The sequence below is a fragment of the Streptomyces sp. NPDC018964 genome (assembly GCF_044390325.1).
Classification (GTDB): Bacteria; Actinomycetota; Actinomycetes; order Streptomycetales; family Streptomycetaceae; genus Streptomyces.
Genome location: NZ_JBIRYZ010000027.1, coordinates 14,586 through 36,509, shown reverse-complemented (window position 1 = coordinate 36,509; position 21,924 = coordinate 14,586). Strand labels below are relative to the sequence as shown.

Below are 21,924 nucleotides of genomic sequence, written 5' to 3'. Positions count from 1 at the left end.
GCACTACGACGCCGGAATCACCGCCGACACCCGAAAACCCCCCGCATCCGTCGGCCCCGACACGAACACCCCACCCAACGCCGACACCCGCTCCTTCATCCCCACCAGACCATTCCCCCCCGACGGCAACCCCGCCGACCCCGCCGCCTCCACCTCCGGCGGCGGCTCGTTCTCCACCTGCATCGCGATCTCCGACACCCGGTACGCCAGACGCACATACGTCTTCGCACCCGCCGCATGCTTGTGCACGTTCGTCAACGCCTCCTGCACCACCCGGTACGCCGTCGACTCCACCTCCCGCGCACACGACCGCGCCTCCCCCACCACCGACAGATCCACCACCATCCCCGCAGCCGCAGACTGCCCCACCAACTCCTCGATCTCCGACAGACACGGCCCCTCCCCCTCCTCCACCGCACGAGACGCCGCAGCCGCCGCGGCCACCCCCACCGCCGCCAACGGCACCGACGCCCGCTCCCGCCGCTGCCCCCCGTCCCCACCCGAGCGCAGCACCCCGAGCATCTCCCGCAACTCCGTCAACGCCTGCCGCCCCATGTCCCCCACCAGAGCAGCGTTCCGCACGGCCTTCTCAGGATCCTTCCGCGCCACCGCCTGCAACGCCGCCGCATGCACCACCATCAGACTCACCCGGTGCGCCACCACGTCATGCATCTCACGGGCGATCCGCGTCCGCTCCTCACCCCGCGCCCACTCCGCCCGCTCCTCAGCCCGCTCCGCCAGCAACTGGAGCTCCCGCTCCAGACTGTCCGCCCGCTCCCGCAGACTCTCCATCAACCGCCGCCGCGCCCCCACGTACAGACCCAGCAGCAACGGCGGCGCCGTCACCCCGATCGCCGTCGTGATCGACGCGAACGGAACGATCCAGTCCTCGACCTCCAGGTCCCCCCGCGCCAGGTTCTGCCGCATCCGCACGAACATCACGACGAGCACACCCACCGACTGCATGCCGGCCAGCGACGCGATGATCCGCCGCGGCACCTCGGACGCGGCCAGCGAATACAGGCCCACGACACCCATCAGGAAACCCATCGCCGCCGGCGTCACCGCGATCGCCACCAGCACCACCGCGATCGGCCACTTCCGCCGCACCAGCAGCACGGAACCGGCGAGCACACCGAAAACGGCCCCCACACCGGCCGGAATCCCCGCCTCCCACGCGAACGGGATCCCCTCCAGCCCGCACTCCACCGCGGACACCACCGCGAGCCCCGCATCCAGCACGGCACTACGCCGCCTGTCCCACCACCACGGCCCTCCCCGGGCCGCCACACGCTCTTCCCCCGTCGTGGTCATGCGTCCAGCCTACGGGCGCACAGCGCCGCTTTTCCGGCGAGTTTCCACGCCCGGATCACACCACACAGGGTGACCGTTCGGATGCGGTACGGCCCGAAATCACTCGAACTGCTGAATCGGACACCGTTCGAGGGGGGAATCAACCATTCCGCCCGGACGGTATGCGTGTGACACATGCACCCGGCAAATACGCCGACTTCGAAGGCCTGCGGGAGCGGGCGGTGGCGCTGCGACGGGCGGGACTGAGCCGACGCCAGATCCGCGACCGGCTCCACGTCGACAACAACGACATCCTCAACCGCCTCCTCCAGGGCGAGCCGGCCCCGGAATGGACGAAACGGCCGAACGCGAAGGACGACCTACGGGAGAAGGCGAGGGAGCTCCGGCTCCAGGGCTGGACGTACGACCAGATCCAGGTCGAACTGGGCTGCTCCAAGAGCTCGATCTCACTGTGGGTACGGGATCTGCCGAAGCCGGAGCGGAAACGAAGCCGCGAGGAAGCCTCGGCGATCGCGAGACGCGGCTGGGAAGCCACGCTCCGGTTGCGCGAGGAGGAGCGGCAGCGCACCAAGGAGGCTGCCGCGAGCGAGATCGGCACGCTGACCGAGCGTGAACTGTTCATTGCCGGCGTGGCCCTCTATTGGGCCGAGGGCGCGAAGGACAAGCCGTACGCCAGGCGCGAGAACGTGCAGTTCGTCAACAGCGATCCCGGCGTAATCCGTATCTACCTCACCTGGCTGGACCTGCTGGGAGTGGAGCGCAGTCGTTTGCGCTACAGAGTCATGATCCACGAGACGGCCGACATCGAGGGCGCCGAGAGCTACTGGGCCGACCTGCCGGGCGTCGATGTCCCACTGCTCCAGAAAACGACCCTCAAGAAGCACAACCCCAAGACCGTCCGCAAGAACGTCGGCGACGGCTATCGCGGCTGCCTCGTGATCACCGTTCTGCAAGGTGCCGAGCTGTACCGTCGCATCGAAGGCTGGTGGTACGGCATAGTAGGGGCTGCCACTGCAGCCGATCTAGCAAATCGGACATAGCGGTAATCCCGGGTCGTCTAAGGGCAAGACGTCAGATTTTGGCTCTGATCATGGGGGTTCGAGTCCTCCCCCGGGAGCACACGCTCAAGTTCGGGTCCTGACCGGTCACCGGTCAGGACCCGCTCTCATGTCCCCCCGAAACCACCCCGGTATCCTGCGGATGTCACCCCCCTCCCCATCACAGCCGAAGGGCATCCCGTGAGCACCAGTCGCCCGGCAGCCGTCGTCGTTCTCGCAGCGGGTGAGGGCACCCGTATGAAGTCGGCCACACCGAAGGTCCTGCACGACATCTGTGGCCGTTCCCTGGTGGGCCATGTGCTCGCCGCAGCCGGCGAGCTGGAGCCGGAGCACCTGGTCGTCGTCGTGGGTCACGCCCGCGAGAAGGTGGCCGCGCATCTCGCCGAGGTCGCCCCGGACGTGCGTACCGCCGTGCAGGCGGAGCAGAACGGCACCGGGCACGCCGTGCGGATGGGGCTGGAGGAGCTGGGCGGTTCCGTGGACGGGACGGTGGTCGTCGTGTGCGGTGACACCCCGTTGCTGACGGGTGGGACGCTGCGGCGGTTGTCGGCCACGCACTCCGCCGACGGCAACGCGGTGACGGTGCTGACGGCCGAGGTGCCGGACGCGACCGGTTACGGGCGGATCGTGCGGGACGGCAGCGGTGCGGTCACGGCGATCGTGGAGCACAAGGACGCGTCCGAGGCGCAGCGGGCGATCCGTGAGATCAATTCGGGTGTGTTCGCGTTCGACGGGGCGTTGTTGGCGGACGCGTTGAAGAGGGTGCGGACGGACAACAGTCAGGGTGAGGAGTACCTGACGGATGTACTCGGGATTCTGCGTGAGGCGGGGCATCGGGTGGGTGCGTCGGTGGCGGGGGATCACCGTGAGATCGCGGGGATCAACAACCGGGTGCAGCTCTCCGAGGCGCGGCGGATTCTCAACGACCGGCTGTTGACGGCCGCCATGCTGTCCGGGGTGACGGTGATCGATCCGGCCACGACGTGGGTCGATGTCACGGTGACGTTCGAGCAGGACGTGGTGGTTCACCCGGGGACGCAGTTGCACGGGGCCACGCATCTCGCCGAGGGATGCGAAGTGGGGCCGAACTCGCGGTTGACGGACACGCGGGTGGGTGCGGGTGCGCGGGTGGACAACGCGGTGGCGGTGGGTGCCGAGGTGGGTCCTGAGGCGAATGTGGGGCCGTACGCGTATCTGCGGCCGGGGTCGCGGTTGGCGCGCAAGGCGAAGATCGGTACGTATGTGGAGACGAAGAACGCGTCGATCGGTGAGGGGACGAAGGTTCCGCATCTGTCGTATGTGGGGGATGCGACGATCGGCGAGTTCTCGAACATCGGTGCGGCGAGCGTGTTCGTCAATTACGACGGGCAGGACAAACATCACACGACGGTCGGGTCGCACTGCAAGACGGGTTCGGACAACATGTTTGTGGCGCCTGTCACGATCGGGGACGGTGCTTACACGGCTGCCGGGTCGGTGATCACGAAGGATGTGCCGCCGGGTTCGCTGGCTGTGGCCCGTGGTCAGCAGCGGAACATCGAGGGTTGGGTGGCTCGTAAGCGTCCGGGGAGTGCTGCCGCGAAGGCGGCGGAGGCGGCGTCCCGGGAGTCGGCCGGTGAGGACTGACCGGATTCGGTCCTCTCGAACAGGGCGTACCGTGATAAGTGCACTTCCGCACCGCCATCAGCTGCGACACCTCTGAGGAGATTGTGCTGTGACCGGGATCAAGACGACCGGCGAGAAGAAGATGATGTTCTTCTCCGGCCGCGCCCACCCCGAGCTTGCCGAGGAGGTCGCCCAACAGCTGGATGTCGGGGTCGTGCCGACGAAGGCGTTCGACTTCGCCAATGGTGAGATCTATGTGCGGTATCAGGAGTCGGCTCGTGGTGCCGATTGTTTCCTGATCCAGAGCCACACTGCTCCGATCAACAAGTGGATCATGGAGCAGTTGATCATGATCGACGCGTTGAAGCGTGCGTCGGCCAGGTCCATCACGGTGATCGTGCCGTTCTACGGTTACGCGCGGCAGGACAAGAAGCACCGGGGTCGTGAACCGATCTCGGCGCGTCTGATCGCGGATCTGATGAAGACGGCGGGTGCGGACCGGTTGCTGGCCGTGGATCTGCACACGGATCAGATCCAGGGTTTCTTCGACGGGCCCGTCGATCACCTCTTCGCGCTGCCGCTCCTCGCGGACTACGTGGGGGCGAAGGTGGACCGTTCGAAGCTGACGGTGGTGTCTCCGGACGCGGGCCGGGTGCGGGTGGCGGACCGTTGGTGCGATCGGCTGGGTGCGCCGCTGGCGATCGTGCACAAGCGGCGTGACAAGGACGTGGCGAATCAGGTCACCGTGCACGAGGTCGTGGGTGACGTGAAGGGCCGTATCTGTGTCCTCGTGGACGACATGATCGACACGGGTGGCACGATCTGTGCCGCGGCGGACGCGTTGTTCGCGCACGGTGCGGAGGACGTGATCGTGACGGCGACGCACGGTGTGCTGTCGGGTCCGGCGGCGGACCGGTTGAAGAACTCGCGGGTGAGTGAGTTCGTGTTCACGAACACGCTGCCGACGCCGGGTGAGCTGGGTGAGTCCCTGGACAAGATCAAGGTGTTGTCGATCGCGCCGACGATCGCGCGTGCGGTGCGTGAGGTGTTCCGGGACGGTTCGGTGACGAGCCTGTTCGACGAGCAGTAGGCGTGTGCGGTAGATCCGCGCAGGCTGTGCAGTAAGGGTTCTGCACCGGGTCTCCCGATGATCGTTTTGGGTGCGGCCTCCTGGTCCGAGTAGACTGTCCAAGTTGCTCGGCGAGGGAGGCCGTTCCGCTTTTCCGAGGCGGTTTCGGTGGTCCGTTATCGACGCGCTCTTCGTAGCAGGCCGTTCGTGGCCGGGTGACCACGTCCGTTTCTGACTTCGAGGAGTGACCATGTCCGAGGTGAAGATCTCCGCCGCGACGCGCACCGAGTTCGGCAAGGGTGCCGCGCGCCGTATCCGTCGTGACAACAAGGTTCCGGGTGTGCTGTACGGGCACGGTTCGGAGCCGCTGCACCTGACCCTTCCGGGCCACGAGCTGCTGCTCGCGCTGCGTACGCCGAACGTGCTGATCGCGCTGGACATCGACGGTACGTCGAACGAGCTGGCGATCCCGAAGGCCGTGCAGCGCGATCCGCTGAAGGGCTTCCTGGAGCACGTGGACCTGCTGCTGGTGAAGCGCGGCGAGAAGGTCCAGGTCGAGATCCCGGTGCAGACCGAGGGTGAGCTGGCCCCGGGTGGCAACCTGCTGGAGCACGTGCTGGCCGCGCTGCCGGTCGAGGCCGAGGCCACGCACATCCCGGAGAGCGTGAGCGTCTCCGTGGAGGGTCTGGAGGCCGGTGCCTCCGTCCTCGCCAAGGACATCGAGCTTCCGAACGGTGTGAAGCTGGCCGTCGAGGAGGACGCGGTGGTCCTCCAGGTGCTGGCCGCGCAGGCGGAGGAGGCGTCCGCCGAGGGTGCCGAGGGTGAGGGCGCAGAGGCCGCCGAGGCCTGATCCTCGTTCCGATTCGTCGTTTCGTCGGCCGCTGTTCCCGTACGGGGCAGCGGCCGACGCGTATGAGGACGCGTATGAAGGAGACATGGACGTGACGACGGATGCGGCGGCCGGTGCGGCGGGTCCCTGGCTGATCGTGGGGCTGGGCAATCCGGGGCCGGAGTACGCGATGAACCGCCACAACGTGGGGTTCATGGTGGTGGATCTGCTGGCGGAGCGGATGGGGGGCCGGTTCAAGCGGGCCGGCAAGGCTCAGGCGCAGGTGGTGGAGGGCCGGATCGGTCCGCCGGGGCCGGCGGGCAGGCGGGTGGTGCTGGCGAAGCCGATGTCGTACATGAATCTGTCGGGCGGGCCGGTGAACGCGCTGCGGGAGTTCTACAAGGTGCCGGCGGAGCGGGTGGTCGCGGTCCATGACGAGCTGGACATCGACTACGGGACGCTGCGGCTGAAGCTGGGGGGCGGGGACAACGGTCACAACGGGCTGAAGTCGCTGACGAAGGCGTTCGGGCGGGAGTACCACCGGGCGCGGTTCGGGATCGGGCGGCCGCCGGGGCGGATGCAGGTGGCGGACTTCGTGCTGAAGGACTTCTCGTCGGCGGAGCGCAAGGAGCTGGACTACTTCGTGGACCGGGCGGCGGACGCAGTGGAGTGTCTGGTGATCGAGGGGCTGGAGCGGGCGCAGGGGACGTACAACTCGTGACGTGCCGCTGGGGGGTGCGTCGGTCGGCTCGTCCCCTGCCGGGTTCGTCGGAGCCCACAGGAGTTGACCGAACGCAAGGTCATGGCCAAGGATCTCGGCCATGTCTCGCGCTGCCCGCTCCTCCCGTGGCTCCTCCGTCCTGCGGTTCGGCCGGTTCGCGGCGATGGGTACGGTCGTCGCGCTGATCCTGATCGCGGGTGTGTGGGCGTCGTGGGGTACGGCGCAGCACGCGATGCTGACGAAGGGGCGTGAGCGCGGCACGGTGACGGTGGCGCGGTGCGGCGCGGCGACGTGTACGGGGTCGTACGCGCCGCTGTCGCCGGGGTCGCAGCCGCGTGCGGAGGTCGTGCTGGAGGGCTCGGTGGCCGTGGTGGAGGGGCGGACGTACACGGTGGTGCTGAAGCCGGGCGGTACGGACGCCGTGCGTGCGGGCCCGGCCGGGGTCCTCTACGCGTGGGTTCCGCTGGGCGGCGCGCTGCTGCTGGCGTCGGTGGTCGTGGCCGGCGGTCTGCTGCGGACGCGGGTGGCGTGGGTGATGGCGCTGTCGGGGGCGGCGCTGCTGACGGCGGCCTTCCTGGCCGTGTAGGACGGAGCCGCGCGGGACGAGAACAAAAAAGTGCCCCCGGCCGTACGAGGACGGAGGGGTGCCCCCGGCCGTACGAGGCCGGGGGCACCCCTTTTCGTCGTGTCGGGTCAGCCGGTGTTGCGCAGTCCGGCCGCGACGCCGTTGACGGTGAGGAGCAGGGCGCGGGAGAGGAGCGGGTCGGGTTCCTCGCCGGCGCCGGCGGCGTCGCGCTGGCGCTTGAGGAGGGCCACCTGGAGGTAGGAGATCGGGTCCAGGTAGGCGTCGCGGATGGTGAAGGTCTGCTTGAGGACGGGGTCGGCGTCGAGGAGTTCCTGTTCGCCGGTGACGCGCAGGACCTCGGTGACGGTGAGTTCGTGTTCGGCCTTGATGGCGTCGAAGACGTGCTTGAGCTCGTCGGGGACGAGGGTGTCGACGTAGTGCTGGGCGATGCGCAGGTCGGTCTTGGCGAGGGTCATCTCGACGTTGGAGATGAAGTTGCGGAAGAAGTGCCACTGCTGGTGCATCTCGTCGAGGACGGTGTCGAGGCCGGCCTCGCGCAGGGCCTTGAGGCCGGAGCCGACGCCGTACCAGCCGGGGACGATCTGCCGGGACTGGGTCCAGCCGAAGACCCAGGGGATGGCGCGCAGTCCGTCGAGGGAGACGCCGGAGCCGGGTCGGCGGGAGGGCCGTGAGCCCAGGTGGAGGTCGGCGAGCTGGTCGACAGGCGTGGAGGCCAGGAAGTACGTCGGCAGGTCGGGGTCCTCGACGAGCTTGCGGTAGGCGGTGTGGGCGGCGTCGGAGACGACGTCCATGGCGGCGTCCCAGCGGGCGAGGGCCTCGTCGGACTGGCGGGGGGCGGTGTGCAGGGCGGACGCCTGGAGGGTGGCGGCGACGGAGAGTTCGAGGTTCTCGCGGGCGAGGGCGGGGATGAGGTACTTGTCGGAGATGACCTCGCCCTGTTCGGTGACCTTGATCTCGCCTTCGAGGGTGCCCCAGGGCTGGGCGAGGATGGCGTCGTGGGTGGGGCCGCCGCCGCGGCCGACGGTGCCGCCGCGGCCGTGGAAGAGGCGCAGGCGTACGCCGTAGCGGTGGGCGACGTCGCGCAGGCGGCGCTGGGCGCGGTGGATCTCCCACTGGCTGGTGGTGATGCCGCCGAACTTGGAGGAGTCGGAGTAGCCGAGCATGACCTCCTGGACGTCGCCGCGCAGGGAGACGAGGCGCCGGTAGGAGGGGTCGGCGAGCATGTCCTCGAGGATGGTGTCGGCGGCCTTGAGCTCGTCGGTGGTCTCCAGGAGGGGGACGATGCCGATCTTCGCCCAGCCTGCGTGGAGGTCGATGAGTCCGGCCTCGCGGGCGAGGACGGCGGCGGCGAAGACGTCGTCGGCGCCCTGGCACATGGAGATGATGTAGGACTCGACGACCTCGGGTCCGAAGACCTCCAGGGCCCGCTTGACGGTCTGGAAGACGCCGAGGGTCTTCTCTCCGGCGGCGTCGACGGGTGCCGGGGTGGGGGCGAGGGGGCGGCGTGACCTGAGTTCCTTGGCGAGGAGCTTGGAGCGGTAGTCGCGGGGCATGTCGGCGTAGCGCCAGGATTCCTCGCCGAGCCGGTCGAAGAGCTGGCCGAGGGCGTGGTGGTGGGCGTCGGCGTGTTCGCGGACGTCCATGGTGGCGAGCTGGAGGCCGAAGGCGGCGAGGGTGCGGATGGTGCGGGCGAGGCGGCCGTCGGCGAAGAGGCCGCCGCGGTGTTCGCGCAGGGAGGCCTGGATGACGCGGAGGTCGGCGAGGAGTTCGCCGGTGCCGAGGTAGTCGCGGCCGGTCTCGTGGGGGGTGCCCTTGGCGAGGCGGAGCTTGGTGTTCTCCAGCTTCTGGCGGATGCAGGTGGCCTTGAGCCGGTAGGGCTCCTCGGCGTTGAGGCGCTTGTAGCGGGGGCTGATCTCGGGGAGGGCGTCGAGGTCGGCCTGGAGGGAGGCGAGCAGTTCGTCCGTGGCGCCGGTGTAGCGGATGGAGTTGGAGAGGAGGCCGCGCAGTTCGTCGATCATCTCCAGGGCGTCGTTGATGCCGTGTTCGTGCTGGAGGATGAGGACGTCCCAGGTGACCTGGGGGGTGACGTTGGGGTTGCCGTCGCGGTCGCCGCCGATCCAGGTGCCGAAGGTGAGGGGGCGGGTGTCGTCGGGGAGGTGGACGCCGACGCGTTCCAGTTCGGCGGTGAGGTCCTCCAGGACGTCGCCGACGGCGCCGGCGTGGAGTTCGTCGAGGTAGTAGATGGCGTTGCGGGCCTCGTCGGCGGGTTCGGGGCGGACCACGCGCAGTTCGTCGGTCTGCCAGACGAGGTCGATGTTCTCGGCGAGGCGGGTGTCGAGGCGGCGCCGGTCGGAGGCGATGACCGGGGTGTCGAGGAGGGCGGCGATCCGGCGGAGCTTGTTGAGGACGGAGCGGCGGGCGGCCTCGGTGGGGTGGGCGGTGAAGACGGGCCGGATGTTGAGGTTGCGGACCGTTTCGCGCAGGTGCTCGGGGTCGGCGTCCTTGAGGCGGTCGGCGGTGCGGGAGAGCAGTCCGCCCTCGGCTGCGCGGCGGGCGCGCAGTTCGCGGCCGCGGTGCACCTGCTCGGTGACGTTGGCGAGGTGGAAGTAGGTGGAGAACGCGCGGACCAGCTTGGCCGCGGTCTGCAGTTCGGTGCCCCGCAGCAGCTCGGCGGCGGCCTCGCCGTCCTCACGGGTGAGTCGGCGCACCTTCTCGACGAGGTCGAGCAGTTCCGGGCCCTCCTGCCGGACCAGGGTCTCGCCCAGGAGGTCGCCCAGTCGGCGGATGTCGGCGCGCAGCTCGCTGCTCGTCGTGGTGGTCTGGTCGTCGGCACTGCTCACAGGTGCGGCTCCTTGCAGTGTTGAAGCTCGTCTGGGAGGGAACCCGGACGGTGTCCCGCGCGGCGTGCGCCGCTTGCGGGCCGTACGTCCGGGAAGAAATCAGAGCGGACCGCGCTGTCCGACCGACTTCAAGGATAGGTGTCGTCCCGGACGCGCGGGCTGACGGGCTCTTGCCGCCGGGCGACGCACTGTCATACTTACGTTGCCGTAGGTTACGGGAGCGTAGGTATACAGTGCGTCTCCGGCGGCCCGGCACCCACCCTCAATCCACATACCCCACAGGGGACACGCATGACCTCAGGCTCCGACGTGCTGCACGAAGCTCCAGAACAACCCGGGTCCGACGACGCGGCGCCCTCCGCCACGCTGGGCGGTGAGCGCAAGCGCTCCATCGAGCAGATCACGTTGCTGCTCTTCATCATCGTTCCCTTCCTGGCGCTGGTGGCGGCGGTGCCGCTGGCGTGGGGGTGGGGGGTGAGCTGGCTGGACCTCGGTCTGCTGGTCTTCTTCTACTTCCTCGGCTGCCACGGCATCACCATCGGTTTCCACCGTCACTTCACCCACGGTTCGTTCAAGGCGAAGCGGCCGCTGAAGGTCGCGCTGGCGATCGCCGGGTCGATGGCGGTGGAGGGGCCGCTGGTGCGGTGGGTGGCCGATCACCGCAAGCACCACAAGTTCTCCGACGCGGAGGGCGACCCGCATTCGCCGTGGCGGTACGGGGAGACGGTCCCGGCGTTGATGAAGGGCCTGTGGTGGGCGCACATCGGCTGGATGTTCGACGAGGAGCAGACGCCGCAGGACAAGTACGCGCCGGACCTGATCAAGGACCGGACGCTGCGGGCGATCTCCCGGCAGTTCGTCCTGTGGACGGCGTTGTCGCTGGCGCTGCCCGCGCTGATCGGCGGTCTGGTCACGATGTCGTGGTGGGGTGCGTTCACCGGGTTCTTCTGGGGGTCGCTCGTACGGGTGGCGTTGCTGCACCACGTGACGTGGTCGATCAACTCGATCTGTCACGCGGTCGGCAAGCGTCCCTTCAGGTCGCGGGACCGTTCGGGCAACGTGTGGTGGCTGGCGGTGCTGTCCTGCGGTGAGTCCTGGCACAACCTGCACCACGCCGACCCGACTTCGGCGCGGCACGGTGTGGAGCGCGGGCAGCTGGACTCCTCCGCCCGGCTGATCCGCTGGTTCGAGCAGCTGGGCTGGGCGTACGACGTGCGGTGGCCGTCACGCTCGCGTATCGATTCGCGCCGTAACACCCCGGAAGGCGGCGCCCGGCAGGGGACGGAGTCCGTCGAGGCGGCATGATGGTCGCCGTGGCGACCGACTCCAGCAGCACCCCGAGCAATGACAAGCCGCGGCGTGTGCGTCGCACCCGGATGACCGGTGCGGAGCGCCGCCAGCAGTTGCTGGAGATCGGCCGCACCCTGTTCGCGGCGAAGGGCTTCGAGGCCACGTCGGTGGAGGAGATCGCGGCGAAGGCCGGGGTCTCCAAACCGGTGGTGTACGAGCACTTCGGCGGCAAGGAGGGCCTGTACGCGGTGGTGGTGGACCGTGAGATGCGGCGCCTGCTGGACATGGTGACGGGCTCGCTGACGGCCGGTCATCCCCGTGAGCTGTGCGAGCAGGCCGCGTTCGCGCTCCTGGACTACATCGAGGAGTACACGGACGGTTTCCGCATCCTGGTCCGTGACTCCCCCATCCCCCAGTCGACGGGTTCCTTCGCCTCGCTGATCTCGGACATCGCCACCCAGGTGGAGGACATCCTGGGCCGCGAGTTCAAGAGCCGTGGCTTCGACCCCAAGCTGGCCCCGCTGTACGCGCAGGCGCTGGTCGGGATGGTGGCGCTGACGGGTCAGTGGTGGCTGGACGTGCGCAAGCCGAAGAAGGCGGAGGTGGCGGCCCACCTGGTCAACCTGGCCTGGCACGGGCTGGACGGGCTGGAGCCGAAGCCTCGGCTGATAGGTCACCGGAAGAGCTGAATCCGGGCCGGCCGGGCTGCGCGGCCGACCGGTTGTGCGGGACGGTGCCCGCATGGTCGAGATGGCCGTCGACGAGGCCGCTCCCCGGCTGGAGGAGCTGGTCCGCTGGGTGGCCGGCGGCCGCGAGCCCGTCGCCCTCACGGATGAGGGCCGGGTGATGGCCCTCCTCGTCGCTCCCCGGGTGATCGAGGATCTGGAGGGCGCCCTGGCCGCCGCCGGTGGTCATGCGCGTGGCGCGGGCGCCCCGGCCGACGGTTCCAGGAACTCCAGCCGGTTGCCCACCGGGTCCTCGGAGTAGAAGCGCCTGCGTCCCGGGAGGTTGTCGTCCCAGGTGACGGGGGCGCCGTGGGCGGCCAGGCGGGCGGCGTACGCCTCGATGCCGGTCACCTCCAGGCCGGGGTGGGCTTTCCTCGCGGGCCGGAAGCCGTCCTCGATGCCCAGGTGGAGCCGTACGTCTCCGGCCTCGAACCAGCAGCCGCCGCGGGCGGCCAGGGCGGCCGGCTTCGGCACCTCGGTCATGCCGAGGACATCCACGTAGTAGGCGCGCAGCCGTTCCTCGGAGCCGGGCGGGGCGGCGAGCTGTACGTGGTCGACGGCGGTGAGCATCACGCCTCCTTGACGGCGACCGCGAAGACGCGGCGGAAGGGGAACGGGGTGCCGTGCGGGCCGGTCGGGTAGGCGGCGCGCAGGGCGGTGCGGTACTCGGTGACGAAGGCGTCACGTGCCTCCGGGTCGTCGGCGAGGGCGGTGAGGACGGGGCGCAGGCCCGTGCCCTTGACCCAGTCGAGGACCGGATCCTCCCCTTTCAGCAGATGGACGTACGTGGTCTCCCAGGCGTCGGTCGTGCAGCCGAGGGCGGTCAGGTGCTCCAGGTAGGCCTCGGGGCGGAGCACGGCGTCGTCGTGGCGCAGGACGCCGGCCAGGCGCCTCCGCCAGCGCGGGGAGGCGGCCAGTTCACGCATCAGTACGTGGCTGGGGGCGTCGAAGTTGCCGGGCACCTGGAAGGCGAAGGTGCCGCCGGGAGTGAGCCCTTCGATCCAGTCGCGGAACCGCTCCACGTGCCCCGGAACCCATTGCAGCGTGGCGTTGCTGACGATCAGGTCGTGCGGCCCGTCCGGTACCCAGGTGCGGACGTCGGCGTGGGCGAAGCGGAGACCGCCGCCCTCGTGGTCGGCGCGGGCCTTGTCGAGCATCTCGGGAGAGTTGTCGTAGCCGGTGATGCGGGCGGTGGGCCGGCGTTCGGCGAGGAGGGCCGTGACGTTGCCGGCGCCGCAGCCGAGGTCGGCGATGCGGGGCGGGTCCCCGGGGAGTTCCGGGATCCGGGCGAGCAGGTCGGTGAAGGGCCGGGTGCGGTGACCGGCGTGGCGCAGGTACTGGGCGGGGTCCCAGACGGGGGTCGCTGCGGACATGGGGCCTCCCGATGGTCGGCGGACGGGTACCCAGCGTCACCCACCCCCACTCTCGACGTCAAGATGCTTGACATCAAGAGACTTCACATCGACACAACCACTACACTGACCGCCATGGAGGACGAGGTCGATCGGCTGGTCGCAGCGTGGCGCCGGGAGCGCCCGGACCTCGACGTGGAACCGCTCGAGGTGCTCAGCCGGGTGAGCAGACTGGCCCGGCACCTGGACCGGGCGCGCCGGCTCGCCTTCGCCGAGCACGGCCTGGAGTCCTGGGAGTTCGACGTGCTGACCGCGCTGCGCCGCGCGGGCGTCCCGTACCAGCTCTCGCCGGGGCAGCTCCTCACGCAGACGCTCGTCACCTCGGGCACGATGACCAACCGCATCGACCGCCTCACCAAGAAGGGCCTGGTGGAGCGGCTGCCCGACCCCAGTGACCGGCGCGGTGTCCTGGTCCGGCTCACGGGCGAGGGCCGTGACCGCGCCGACCAGGCACTGGCCGGGCTGCTGGCGCAGGAGCGGGCGATCCTCTCCGAACTCACCAGCTCCCAGCGCGGCGAACTGGCCGGTCTGCTACGCCAGTTGACCGCCCCGTTCGACAACATTCCCGGTTAGGTCGACGGGTCCGACGCCCGCCCGCCGGGCGAGGGCCACCGCGGCGAGGGTGGAGTGCACCCCCAGTTTCCCGAGGACGTTCTGCATGTGGGTCCGTACGGTGTGCGGGGACAGGTACAGGCGCTCGGCGACCGCCTTGCGCCCCAGTCCCGCGACCATGCACCGCAGCACCTCCCGCTCGCGCGGGGTGAGGGACTCCACGAGCCGTTCGCTCTCGGTGCGGTGCCGCCGGGCGGCGGTCAGCTCCCGCAGCACACCCGTCAGCAGCGCGGGCGGCAGATGCGTCTCGTCGCGCAGCACCCCCCGGATGACGGTGAGCAGCCGGCTCAGCGAGCAGTCCTTGGCCACCCATCCGGAGGCTCCCGCCTGCAGGGCGAGCGCGGCCCGGGCCGGGTCGTCCTTCTCGGCGAGGACGACGAGCCGTACCTGCGGCTGCGCCGAACGCACCCCGGTGACCAGCGTTATCCCGTCGACGAGGCCGTCCTCGTCACCGGCCTGCACGGGCACGGCCGGCCGGCCTCCCGGCACCTTGCCGCCCAGGTCGGCGTCGACGAGCAGCACGTCGAACCGCCGTCCCTCGGCGGCCGCCCGCTCCAGGCAGCGCAGCGCGGCCGGGCCGCTGCCCGCCGCGGACACGTCGACGTCCGGCTCCGCGGCCAGGGCCGCGGCCAGCGACTCGGCGAAGATGCGGTGGTCGTCGACGACCAGGACTCGAATACGAACCACGAAACCCCCTTCCCCGAGCTCCTCCCGGAGCAGGGGACTACCCCATCGTCGGAGGACGACACCGGCGCGGGTACGACGCCGAAGCCCTTGTCACTTCACTGACCGGACGTGGGACGGGCCGCCGCAGCCGCACGGCCGCCGCCGCGCGACCACCGCCGCCCCCACCTCGGACGCCGTACCCGACCGTCTCGCCCCCTGAACGGCGCCGGCCCCCACCGGCGCTGCTCATCAGGGTACGGGCGAGGGCCGGGAGCGGAAGGTTATTTGCAGAACTGGCGGCCTTGCGCGTTTATGGTGAGCCGCATGTTTCGTCTTGAGACAGAAGTCGACAAGGCCCGACGTGATCTGCTCCGCAGGCGGCTGAGGGACACGAACACCGCGGCCTCACCGGTCCTGCGGGCACTGCGCGGAACCCCGGACGAACGCGAAGCGCCTTTGCACGTGTGGGCGCTGGATGCGAACGGCGAACTGGCCGGCGGGCTGGTCGGCCACACCTGGACGGCGTGGCTGCACGTGACCTACCTCTGGGTCGACGCCCGTCACCGGGGGGCGGGCCTGGGCTCCGGCCTCCTCGCGGAGGCGGAACGCGTCGCCGCCGCCGAACGCGCCTGCACGGCCTCCCGCGTGGAGACCTGGGACTTCCAGGCCCCCGGCTTCTACCGGAAGCACGGCTACGAGGTGGTGTGCGTGATCCCCGACTACCCGCCGGGGATCACGGAGTACACCCTGACGAAGCGGCTGGGCCGACCAGGCCGCTGACCGGGCCCTACCGCTGTTCCTCGCCCAGCCCCATGTCCTTGGCGCTGTACCGGGGCAGGCCGGTGGTGTCGATCGTCCGGTCCCCCAGGCCTGTGGAGACGGTCACCGGCTTGCCGTACGGGAGATGCAGCCGGTTCTCGTAAGCAGGCCTGCCTTCCGTCCTTCCGATGTCCCACTGGCAGGTCCAGGTGTCCGCAAAAACATTGCCGCCATCGCCACCGGTGGAACCGGCCTCGTTTCGAGGGAGAAACACCGATGAGAATGAGGAATACGATCGCTGTGGCAGCGGTCTTGTTACTGACCGGATGCGGATCCGGCAACCCCGATTCCTCCCCCGAGGAGCAGGAGGTCACGATCTTCAGGACTGAGGCGGATTCCAGCTACAGGTGCTCATCGGCGCCCACGACCAGGCCCATTTCAGCGTGACTACGCCTTGCGTGGAGAAATCCGAAGTGTCCGCCCCGACCGGCCCACCCAACGGTCCCGACTACTCACAGCAGGAAGTTCCAGCTCCGAATGTCCATTCGGACTTCTGGTCGTCCAACGATCCCCTCCCTTCGTCGTCTCCGAGTCGGGCGTGACGAGAAAGTCGAGGTGACGGTTGGGCGTTCCTCGGACGGGAACACGCCCTGACGGCCTCGCGCCTGCGGGTACCGTGACACAGACACCGTGAAAGGAGCCGCAACGCCATGACCACGAACCCGGCCGACTCCGAACCGTCCCGACTCCCCCCCCCCATGCGCACCATCGGTGAGCTGCGTGCCGCCCTCGTCATGGGCTACGGCTTCCCCGGTGACGCCGATGACTTCGAAGCCGAGCTGGCCCGTGAGATCAGCCATGCCGACCCCGCCGACCTCTCCGGTGTCGTCCGTCTGGTCGAGGAGTTCCGCGGCCGGATCGTGGCCCGGCAGGACCCGGTCTTCGACACTGCCGTCGCTGCGGCTATTGCTGAGATCCGAACGGCCCGCGGGACTGCCCGGTGACCGACGGACAGCCGCAGTCGGCCATCGCCGAGGTCACACAAGAGGCCCGGGCCCACTGCCAGAACATCGGTGCGGGAGCCCTCGAAGCCGTCGAGTCCCTCCGTGCCGAACCGGAGAAGAATCCGATGCTCGGCCGACGAGCCCGCAGCGCTGTCGGAAGCATGCAGCTCTACACCACGCGACTCGAAGGCACGGACGCCCGTCCGACTCTCACCGTCACCTACGTCTACGACGCCCCTCCACCCGAACCCGGCCTGGTTCGCATCGCCCTCGTGTCACCCGTACGCTTCGCGGGCGGCGGCACCGGGCGCTGACCGGTGCCGCCGTCCGGCGTCAGCGCACCCGGCGCGCGCCCGCCGCCGGGACCGCCTCGAAGACGCGGGGGGCGGTGAAGCCGGCCGCCGTGAAGGCCTCCTCCACCGCCTTGGTGATCGTCGGGACGTCGGCCTCCTCCGCCAGGACGATGGCCGAGCCGCCGAAGCCGCCGCCGGTCATGCGGGCGCCGAGGGCGCCCGCGCCCACCGCCGTCTCCACCACCAGGTCGAGTTCGGGGCAGGAGACGCGGAAGTCGTCGCGCAGGGAGGCGTGGCCCTCGACCAGGACGGGCCCGATGGCACGGGTGTCGCCCGACTCCAGCAGGGAGACGACCCGTTCGACCCGCTCGTCCTCCGTCACCACGTGGCGGACCAGCCGGCGGACCTCCTCCTCGTCGCCGAGCCGCTCCAGCGCCGCGTCCAGTTCCCCGTACGGCAGGTCCCGCAGCGCGTCGACGCCCAGCAGGGCCGCGCCCTTCTCGCAGCCGGCGCGGCGCTTGCCGTACTCGCCCTCGCTGTGGCTGTGCTTGACCTGGGTGTCGACGACGAGCAGGCGCATGCCCTCGGCGGCCAGGTCGAAGGGGATCTGGCGCTGGGAGAGGTCACGGGTGTCGAGGAACAGGGCGTGGCCTGCCTCGCAGCAGGCGGACGCCGTCTGGTCCATGATGCCGACGGGGGCGCCGACGTAGACGTTCTCGGCGCGCTGGGACAGGCGGGCCAGCTGCCAGCCGCGCAGGCCGAGGCCGAACAGGTCGTTCAGGGCGAGCCCGACGACGACCTCCAGGGCCGCCGAGGACGACAGGCCCGCGCCCGCCGGGACGGTCGAGGCGAGGTGGATGTCGGCGCCGGTGACGGCGTGTCCGGCCTCGCGCAGCGCCCACACCACGCCCGCCGGGTAGGCGGTCCACCGCTTGTCGGACTCGGGGGTCAGTGCGTCCACCGTCAGTTCCACGACGGGCCCGTCCACGTCGGCGGAGTGCAGCCGCAGGACGCCGTCGTCGCGCCGGGACACCGCCGCGACCGCGGTGTGCGGCAGGGCGAACGGCATGACGAAGCCGTCGTTGTAGTCGGTGTGCTCGCCGATGAGGTTGACCCGGCCCGGTGCCGCCCACACCCCGTCCGGCGCGGCCCCGTACAGCTCCTCGAACCGCTCGGCGACGGCCCCCGCGACGGCCTCGCTGGACTCGCTCATGTCCTGACCCCTGCCCCTTCGTGACGTTCTACTCGGCCTGCTCGGCCTGCTGCGCGCGCTGCTGCGCGAACTCCCACGCGTCCGCGACGATCCCCGCGAGGTCGGCGCGCGACGGGTTCCAGCCCAGTTTCTCGCGGGCGGTGCCGGCCGACGCGACCAGGACCGCCGGGTCGCCGTCCCGGCGGGGGGCCACGACCTCGGGGATCGGGTGGCCGGTGACCTGGCGGACCGTCTCGACGACCTCGCGGACGGAGAAGCCGTTGCCGTTGCCGAGGTTGCAGATCAGGTGCTCGCCGGGCGCGGCGGCCCGCAGCGCGAGCAGGTGGGCCTCGGCCAGGTCGGCGACGTGGATGTAGTCGCGCACGCAGGTGCCGTCGGGCGTCGGGTAGTCGTCGCCGTAGACGGAGATCGCGTCGCGCCGCCCCTGGGCCACCTGCAGCACGAGCGGGATGAGGTGCGACTCGGGGTCGTGCCGCTCGCCGTACCGCCCGTAGGCGCCGGCCACGTTGAAGTAGCGCAGGGAGACCGCGCCCAGGCCGTGGGCGGCCGCCTCGCCGGTGATCATGTGGTCGACGGCGAGCTTGGAGGCGCCGTAGGGGTTGGTGGGGCGGGTGGGCGCGGTCTCGACGATCGGGACCTGCTCGGGCTCGCCGTACGTCGCCGCCGTGGAGGAGAACACGAGCCGGCGCACTCCCGCCTCGCGCATCGCGCCGAGCAGCGCCATGGTGCCGCCGACGTTGTTGTCCCAGTACTTCTCCGGTTTCACCACCGACTCGCCGACCTGGGAGAACGCGGCGAAGTGCAGGACGCCGTCGTAGGAGGAATCCAGCCATTTGGCGGCGTCGCGGATGTCGCCCTCGATGAACGACGCATCCGCGGGAACACCTTCCCGGAACCCGGTGGAGAGGTTGTCGAGCACGACGACCTCGTGGCCGGCCTCCAGCAGATGCTGGGCGACGACGCTGCCGACGTAACCGGCCCCGCCCGTCACCAGGTACTTCCCGCTCATGAACTCGCTACCTCTCGCAGTCGCTCGGCCGCGCGCTCCGGCGGCACGTCGTTGATGAAGACGTTCATGCCGGACTCGGAGCCCGCGAGGAACTTCAGCTTGCCGGATGTGCGGCGGATGGTGAAAAGCTCGAGGTGGAGCGCGAAGTCGTCGCGCGTGACGCCCTCGAAGTCCTCCAGCTGCCCGAACGGGGCCTGGTGCCAGGCCGCGATGTACGGCGTCGGAGGCTCGCCTTCCCCGAAGATCCGGTCGAAGCGCTTCAAGAGTTCCAGATACACCTGGGGGAACTCTGTGCGCGCCGCCTCGTCCAGTCCGAGCAGGTCGGGCACCCGGCGCTTGGGGTAGAGGTGGACCTCGTAGGGCCAGTGCGCCGCGTACGGCACGAAGGCCACCCAGTGTTCACCCTCAAGGACGATCCGTTCGTCGGCCCGTTCCCGCTCCAGCACGGCGTCGAAGAGGTTCTCGCCGCCCGTCGCCTCCTTGTGTGCGGCCACTTGGCGCAGCATCAGGGCGGTGCGGGGGGTGGTGAAGGGGTAGGCGTAGATCTGCCCGTGCGGGTGCTGGAGGGTGACACCGATCTCGGCCCCCCGGTTCTCGAAGCAGAAGACCTGTTCGACGGAGGGCAGATGCGACAGCTCGGAGGTCCGGTCGGTCCAGGCGTCGAGCACCAGCCGCGCCTGTCGCTCGTCCAGGCCGGCGAAGGACGAGTGGTGGTCGGAGGTGAAGCAGACGACCTCGCACCGGCCCGAGTCCCCGGCCAGCGAGGGGAAGCGGTTCTCGAAGACGACCACGTCGTACGACGAGTCCGGGATCTCGCTCAGCCGGTCCCCCACGGAGGGGCAGAGCGGACACTCGTCGGCCGGCGGGTGGTACGTACGCCCCTGACGGTGCGAGGCGACGGCGACGGAGTCGCCCAGCAGCGCGTCGCGGCGGATCTCGGAGGTGGTGACGGTGGCGTCCAGCGGACGGCGGTCGACGGCGTCGCGGACGGTGTCGTCGGCCAGGTCGTAGTAGATGAGCTCGCGGCCGTCGGCCAGCCGGGTCGAGGTCTTCTTCACTGCCGTACTCCTCTACACCCGCCAATCACCCAACACAATCAAACATAACACATCACAACCCATCAGCAAGCCCCACTCATCACAATCAAACAAAGAACGTCACGGGAAGTGTTCAATCACTGAACACGGAGGCATGGGTTCCGCACCGGATCAGTTCGCGAACGAAGCGAGTGTGTATGCAAACCCCCACATACTTGGCGGCAGAGCTTCGACTCCCCACCAACTGGCTGGACTACACGATCCTCGGGATCTACTTCGTCGTCGTGCTGGGCATCGGCCTCGCCGCCCGCCGCTCCGTCAGGACCAGCCTCGACTTCTTCCTCTCCGGCCGCTCCCTGCCCGCCTGGGTCACCGGTCTGGCCTTCATCGCGGCCAACCTCGGCGCCACCGAGATCCTCGGCATGGCGGCCAACAGCGCCCAGTACGGCGTCTACACGACCCACTGGTACTGGATCGGCGCCATCCCCGCGATGGTCTTCCTGGGCCTGGTGATGATGCCGTTCTACTACGGCAGCAAGGTCCGCTCGGTCCCCGAGTTCCTGCTGCTGCGCTTCGACAAGGCGGCCCACCTGCTCAGCTCGATCCTCTTCGCGGCCGCGGCCATCCTGATCGCCGGCGTCAACCTGTACGCCCTCGCGATCGTCGTCGAGGCCCTCCTCGGCTGGCCGCAATGGGTGGCGATCGTCGTCGCCGGCTTCTTCGTCCTGGCCTACATCACCCTCGGCGGCCTGTCCTCGGCGATCTACAACGAGGTCCTGCAGTTCTTCGTCATCCTCGCCGCGCTCATCCCCATCACCGTGCTCGGCCTGAAGAGCGTCGGCGGCTGGGACGGCCTGTCCGACTCCCTCACCGCGTCGCGCGGCGACGACTTCATGACCGCCTGGGGCGGCACCGGCATCGGCAGCGACAACCCGCTCGGCGCCAACTGGCTGACCATCGTCCTCGGCCTCGGCTTCGTCCTCTCCTTCGGCTACTGGACGACGAACTTCGCCGAGGTGCAGCGCGCCCTGTCCGCCAGGAACCTCTCGGCCGCCCAGCGCACCCCGCTCATCGCCGCGTTCCCGAAGATCTTCATCGTGTTCCTGGTGATGATCCCGGGTCTGGTCGCCGCCGTGATGGTCCCGCGGATCGGCACGAACGGCTCGGACCTGCAGTACAACGACGCGATCCCGTACCTGATGCAGCAGCTCCTGCCCAACGGCGTCCTGGGCATCGCCGTCACCGGCCTGCTGGCCGCGTTCATGGCCGGCATGGCGGCCAACGTCTCCTCCTTCAACACCGTCTTCACCACCGACATCTGGGCGAAGTACGTGGTGAAGCACCGCGAGGACGAGTACTACGTCCGCTTCGGCCGCCTGATCACCGCGGTCGGCGTCCTCGCCTCCATCGGCACGGCGTTCCTGGCCAGCTCCTTCTCCAACATCATGAGCTACCTCCAGACGCTGTTCTCCTTCTTCAACGTGCCGATGTTCGTGGTCTTCATCATCGGCATGTTCTGGAGGCGGGCGTCCATGAAGTCCGGCTTCTGGGGCCTGATCGCCGGCACCACCGCCGCGATGATCAACTACTTCGTCATCTACAAGCAGGGCATCATCGACATCCCCTCCGACCAGGGCGCCAACTTCGTCTCCGCGATCGCCGGCTTCGTCGCGGGCGCGGTGGTCATGGTCGCCGTGTCGCTCTTCACCGCGCCCAAGCCCGCCGACGAGCTCCAGGGCCTGGTCTACGGCACGCGCTCGCCCGGCATGGCGGAGCCGCCCGCCGAGGGCGACGACGCGTGGTACCGCAAGCCCGCGCTGCTGGGCTGGGGTGCGGTGATCCTGGCCGCCGCCTGCTACATCCCGTTCTCGTTCTGACCGCG

At 69.6% G+C, this 21,924-nt stretch carries 22 protein-coding genes and 1 tRNA gene; 15 read left to right on the top strand and 8 right to left on the bottom strand.

Annotated elements, in window-relative coordinates; translation table 11 throughout:
* Positions 1–3 precede the first annotated feature (3 nt).
* Complete coding sequence (locus ACH5AO_RS31710) at positions 4–1,314, bottom strand: sensor histidine kinase (RefSeq protein ID WP_398930695.1); 1,311 nt, start codon at positions 1,312–1,314, stop codon at positions 4–6.
* 167 nt (positions 1,315–1,481) lie between these two features.
* Here ACH5AO_RS31710 and ACH5AO_RS31705 point away from each other — a divergent pair, with 167 nt between their 5' ends.
* The 7 genes from ACH5AO_RS31705 (at position 1,482) to ACH5AO_RS31675 (ending at position 7,182) form a co-directional block, all read left to right on the top strand.
* Entirely contained in the window at positions 1,482–2,354 is an 873-nt protein-coding gene (locus tag ACH5AO_RS31705; RefSeq protein ID WP_398930693.1) for a hypothetical protein, read from the top strand.
* A 6-nt stretch (positions 2,355–2,360) separates the two neighbouring features.
* Positions 2,361–2,431 (top strand) — tRNA-Gln (locus ACH5AO_RS31700).
* A gap of 121 nt (positions 2,432–2,552) precedes the next feature.
* Positions 2,553–3,998: a bifunctional UDP-N-acetylglucosamine diphosphorylase/glucosamine-1-phosphate N-acetyltransferase GlmU gene (glmU, locus tag ACH5AO_RS31695; RefSeq protein ID WP_398930691.1), complete on the top strand. Its 1,446-nt coding sequence runs from the start codon at positions 2,553–2,555 to the stop codon at positions 3,996–3,998.
* An 88-nt stretch (positions 3,999–4,086) separates the two neighbouring features.
* Complete coding sequence (locus ACH5AO_RS31690; protein WP_398930689.1) at positions 4,087–5,067, top strand: ribose-phosphate diphosphokinase; 981 nt, start codon at positions 4,087–4,089, stop codon at positions 5,065–5,067.
* A gap of 229 nt (positions 5,068–5,296) precedes the next feature.
* Positions 5,297–5,896, top strand: a complete 600-nt coding sequence (locus tag ACH5AO_RS31685; RefSeq protein WP_398930687.1) for a 50S ribosomal protein L25/general stress protein Ctc — start codon at positions 5,297–5,299, stop codon at positions 5,894–5,896.
* A gap of 85 nt (positions 5,897–5,981) precedes the next feature.
* Positions 5,982–6,596 (top strand): aminoacyl-tRNA hydrolase, encoded by a 615-nt coding sequence (pth, locus tag ACH5AO_RS31680; protein WP_398930685.1) that lies wholly within the window; start codon positions 5,982–5,984, stop codon positions 6,594–6,596.
* Between the two features lie 100 nt (positions 6,597–6,696).
* Positions 6,697–7,182: a hypothetical protein gene (locus ACH5AO_RS31675; protein ID WP_398930683.1), complete on the top strand. Its 486-nt coding sequence runs from the start codon at positions 6,697–6,699 to the stop codon at positions 7,180–7,182.
* 107 nt (positions 7,183–7,289) lie between these two features.
* Here ACH5AO_RS31675 and ppc read toward each other — a convergent pair whose 3' ends face one another.
* Complete coding sequence (gene ppc / locus ACH5AO_RS31670; protein WP_398930681.1) at positions 7,290–10,022, bottom strand: phosphoenolpyruvate carboxylase; 2,733 nt, start codon at positions 10,020–10,022, stop codon at positions 7,290–7,292.
* Between the two features lie 291 nt (positions 10,023–10,313).
* Between ppc and ACH5AO_RS31665 the strand changes: the two genes are divergently transcribed.
* From ACH5AO_RS31665 to ACH5AO_RS31655, 3 genes are read left to right on the top strand one after another with little or no spacing between them, the layout of a single operon-like run.
* Positions 10,314–11,327, top strand: coding sequence for an acyl-CoA desaturase (locus tag ACH5AO_RS31665; RefSeq protein WP_398930679.1), 1,014 nt, complete (start codon positions 10,314–10,316; stop codon positions 11,325–11,327).
* The gene (locus ACH5AO_RS31660; RefSeq protein WP_398930676.1) at positions 11,324–12,001 is read left to right on the top strand and encodes a TetR family transcriptional regulator; all 678 of its coding nucleotides are present in this window, start codon (positions 11,324–11,326) and stop codon (positions 11,999–12,001) included. The genes ACH5AO_RS31665 and ACH5AO_RS31660 overlap by 4 nt, the downstream gene beginning before the upstream one ends.
* A gap of 52 nt (positions 12,002–12,053) precedes the next feature.
* The gene (locus ACH5AO_RS31655) at positions 12,054–12,299 is read left to right on the top strand and encodes a type II toxin-antitoxin system prevent-host-death family antitoxin (protein WP_398930674.1); all 246 of its coding nucleotides are present in this window, start codon (positions 12,054–12,056) and stop codon (positions 12,297–12,299) included.
* Here the strand turns inward: ACH5AO_RS31655 and ACH5AO_RS31650 are convergent.
* Both ACH5AO_RS31650 and ACH5AO_RS31645 read right to left on the bottom strand, forming a co-directional pair.
* Complete coding sequence (locus ACH5AO_RS31650; protein WP_398930672.1) at positions 12,224–12,607, bottom strand: VOC family protein; 384 nt, start codon at positions 12,605–12,607, stop codon at positions 12,224–12,226. The two genes, ACH5AO_RS31655 and ACH5AO_RS31650, sit on opposite strands and share 76 nt — an antisense overlap.
* Positions 12,607–13,410: a trans-aconitate 2-methyltransferase gene (locus ACH5AO_RS31645; protein WP_398930670.1), complete on the bottom strand. Its 804-nt coding sequence runs from the start codon at positions 13,408–13,410 to the stop codon at positions 12,607–12,609. Before ACH5AO_RS31645 ends, ACH5AO_RS31650 begins: the two co-directional genes overlap by 1 nt.
* Positions 13,411–13,524: 114 nt before the next feature.
* Here ACH5AO_RS31645 and ACH5AO_RS31640 point away from each other — a divergent pair, with 114 nt between their 5' ends.
* The gene (locus ACH5AO_RS31640) at positions 13,525–14,022 is read left to right on the top strand and encodes a MarR family winged helix-turn-helix transcriptional regulator (protein WP_398930668.1); all 498 of its coding nucleotides are present in this window, start codon (positions 13,525–13,527) and stop codon (positions 14,020–14,022) included.
* Here the strand turns inward: ACH5AO_RS31640 and ACH5AO_RS31635 are convergent.
* Positions 13,981–14,748, bottom strand: coding sequence for a LuxR C-terminal-related transcriptional regulator (locus ACH5AO_RS31635; RefSeq protein ID WP_398930666.1), 768 nt, complete (start codon positions 14,746–14,748; stop codon positions 13,981–13,983). The genes ACH5AO_RS31640 and ACH5AO_RS31635 overlap by 42 nt on opposite strands.
* Positions 14,749–15,039: 291 nt before the next feature.
* Here ACH5AO_RS31635 and ACH5AO_RS31630 point away from each other — a divergent pair, with 291 nt between their 5' ends.
* The 3 genes from ACH5AO_RS31630 (at position 15,040) to ACH5AO_RS31620 (ending at position 16,804) form a co-directional block, all read left to right on the top strand.
* The gene (locus ACH5AO_RS31630; RefSeq protein ID WP_398930664.1) at positions 15,040–15,507 is read left to right on the top strand and encodes a GNAT family N-acetyltransferase; all 468 of its coding nucleotides are present in this window, start codon (positions 15,040–15,042) and stop codon (positions 15,505–15,507) included.
* A gap of 689 nt (positions 15,508–16,196) precedes the next feature.
* The gene (locus ACH5AO_RS31625) at positions 16,197–16,490 is read left to right on the top strand and encodes a hypothetical protein (RefSeq protein WP_398930662.1); all 294 of its coding nucleotides are present in this window, start codon (positions 16,197–16,199) and stop codon (positions 16,488–16,490) included.
* On the top strand, positions 16,487–16,804 hold the full coding sequence (locus tag ACH5AO_RS31620) for a hypothetical protein (RefSeq protein ID WP_398930660.1): 318 nt from the start codon (positions 16,487–16,489) through the stop codon (positions 16,802–16,804). The genes ACH5AO_RS31625 and ACH5AO_RS31620 overlap by 4 nt, the downstream gene beginning before the upstream one ends.
* 19 nt (positions 16,805–16,823) lie before the next feature.
* On the opposite strand, the gene galK is transcribed toward ACH5AO_RS31620, so the two are convergent.
* From galK to galT, 3 genes are read right to left on the bottom strand one after another with little or no spacing between them, the layout of a single operon-like run.
* Complete coding sequence (galK, locus tag ACH5AO_RS31615; protein ID WP_398930658.1) at positions 16,824–17,996, bottom strand: galactokinase; 1,173 nt, start codon at positions 17,994–17,996, stop codon at positions 16,824–16,826.
* Positions 17,997–18,024: 28 nt separating this feature from the next.
* Positions 18,025–19,005 carry a UDP-glucose 4-epimerase GalE gene (gene galE / locus ACH5AO_RS31610; protein ID WP_398930655.1) on the bottom strand — a complete coding sequence of 327 codons (981 nt, stop codon included), beginning with the start codon at positions 19,003–19,005 and terminating at the stop codon, positions 18,025–18,027.
* The gene (gene galT, locus ACH5AO_RS31605) at positions 19,002–20,063 is read right to left on the bottom strand and encodes a galactose-1-phosphate uridylyltransferase (protein WP_398930653.1); all 1,062 of its coding nucleotides are present in this window, start codon (positions 20,061–20,063) and stop codon (positions 19,002–19,004) included. Before galT ends, galE begins: the two co-directional genes overlap by 4 nt.
* 176 nt (positions 20,064–20,239) lie before the next feature.
* Here galT and ACH5AO_RS31600 point away from each other — a divergent pair, with 176 nt between their 5' ends.
* Positions 20,240–21,919 (top strand): sodium:solute symporter family protein, encoded by a 1,680-nt coding sequence (locus ACH5AO_RS31600; RefSeq protein ID WP_398930651.1) that lies wholly within the window; start codon positions 20,240–20,242, stop codon positions 21,917–21,919.
* The last annotated feature ends 5 nt before the right edge of the window (positions 21,920–21,924 follow it).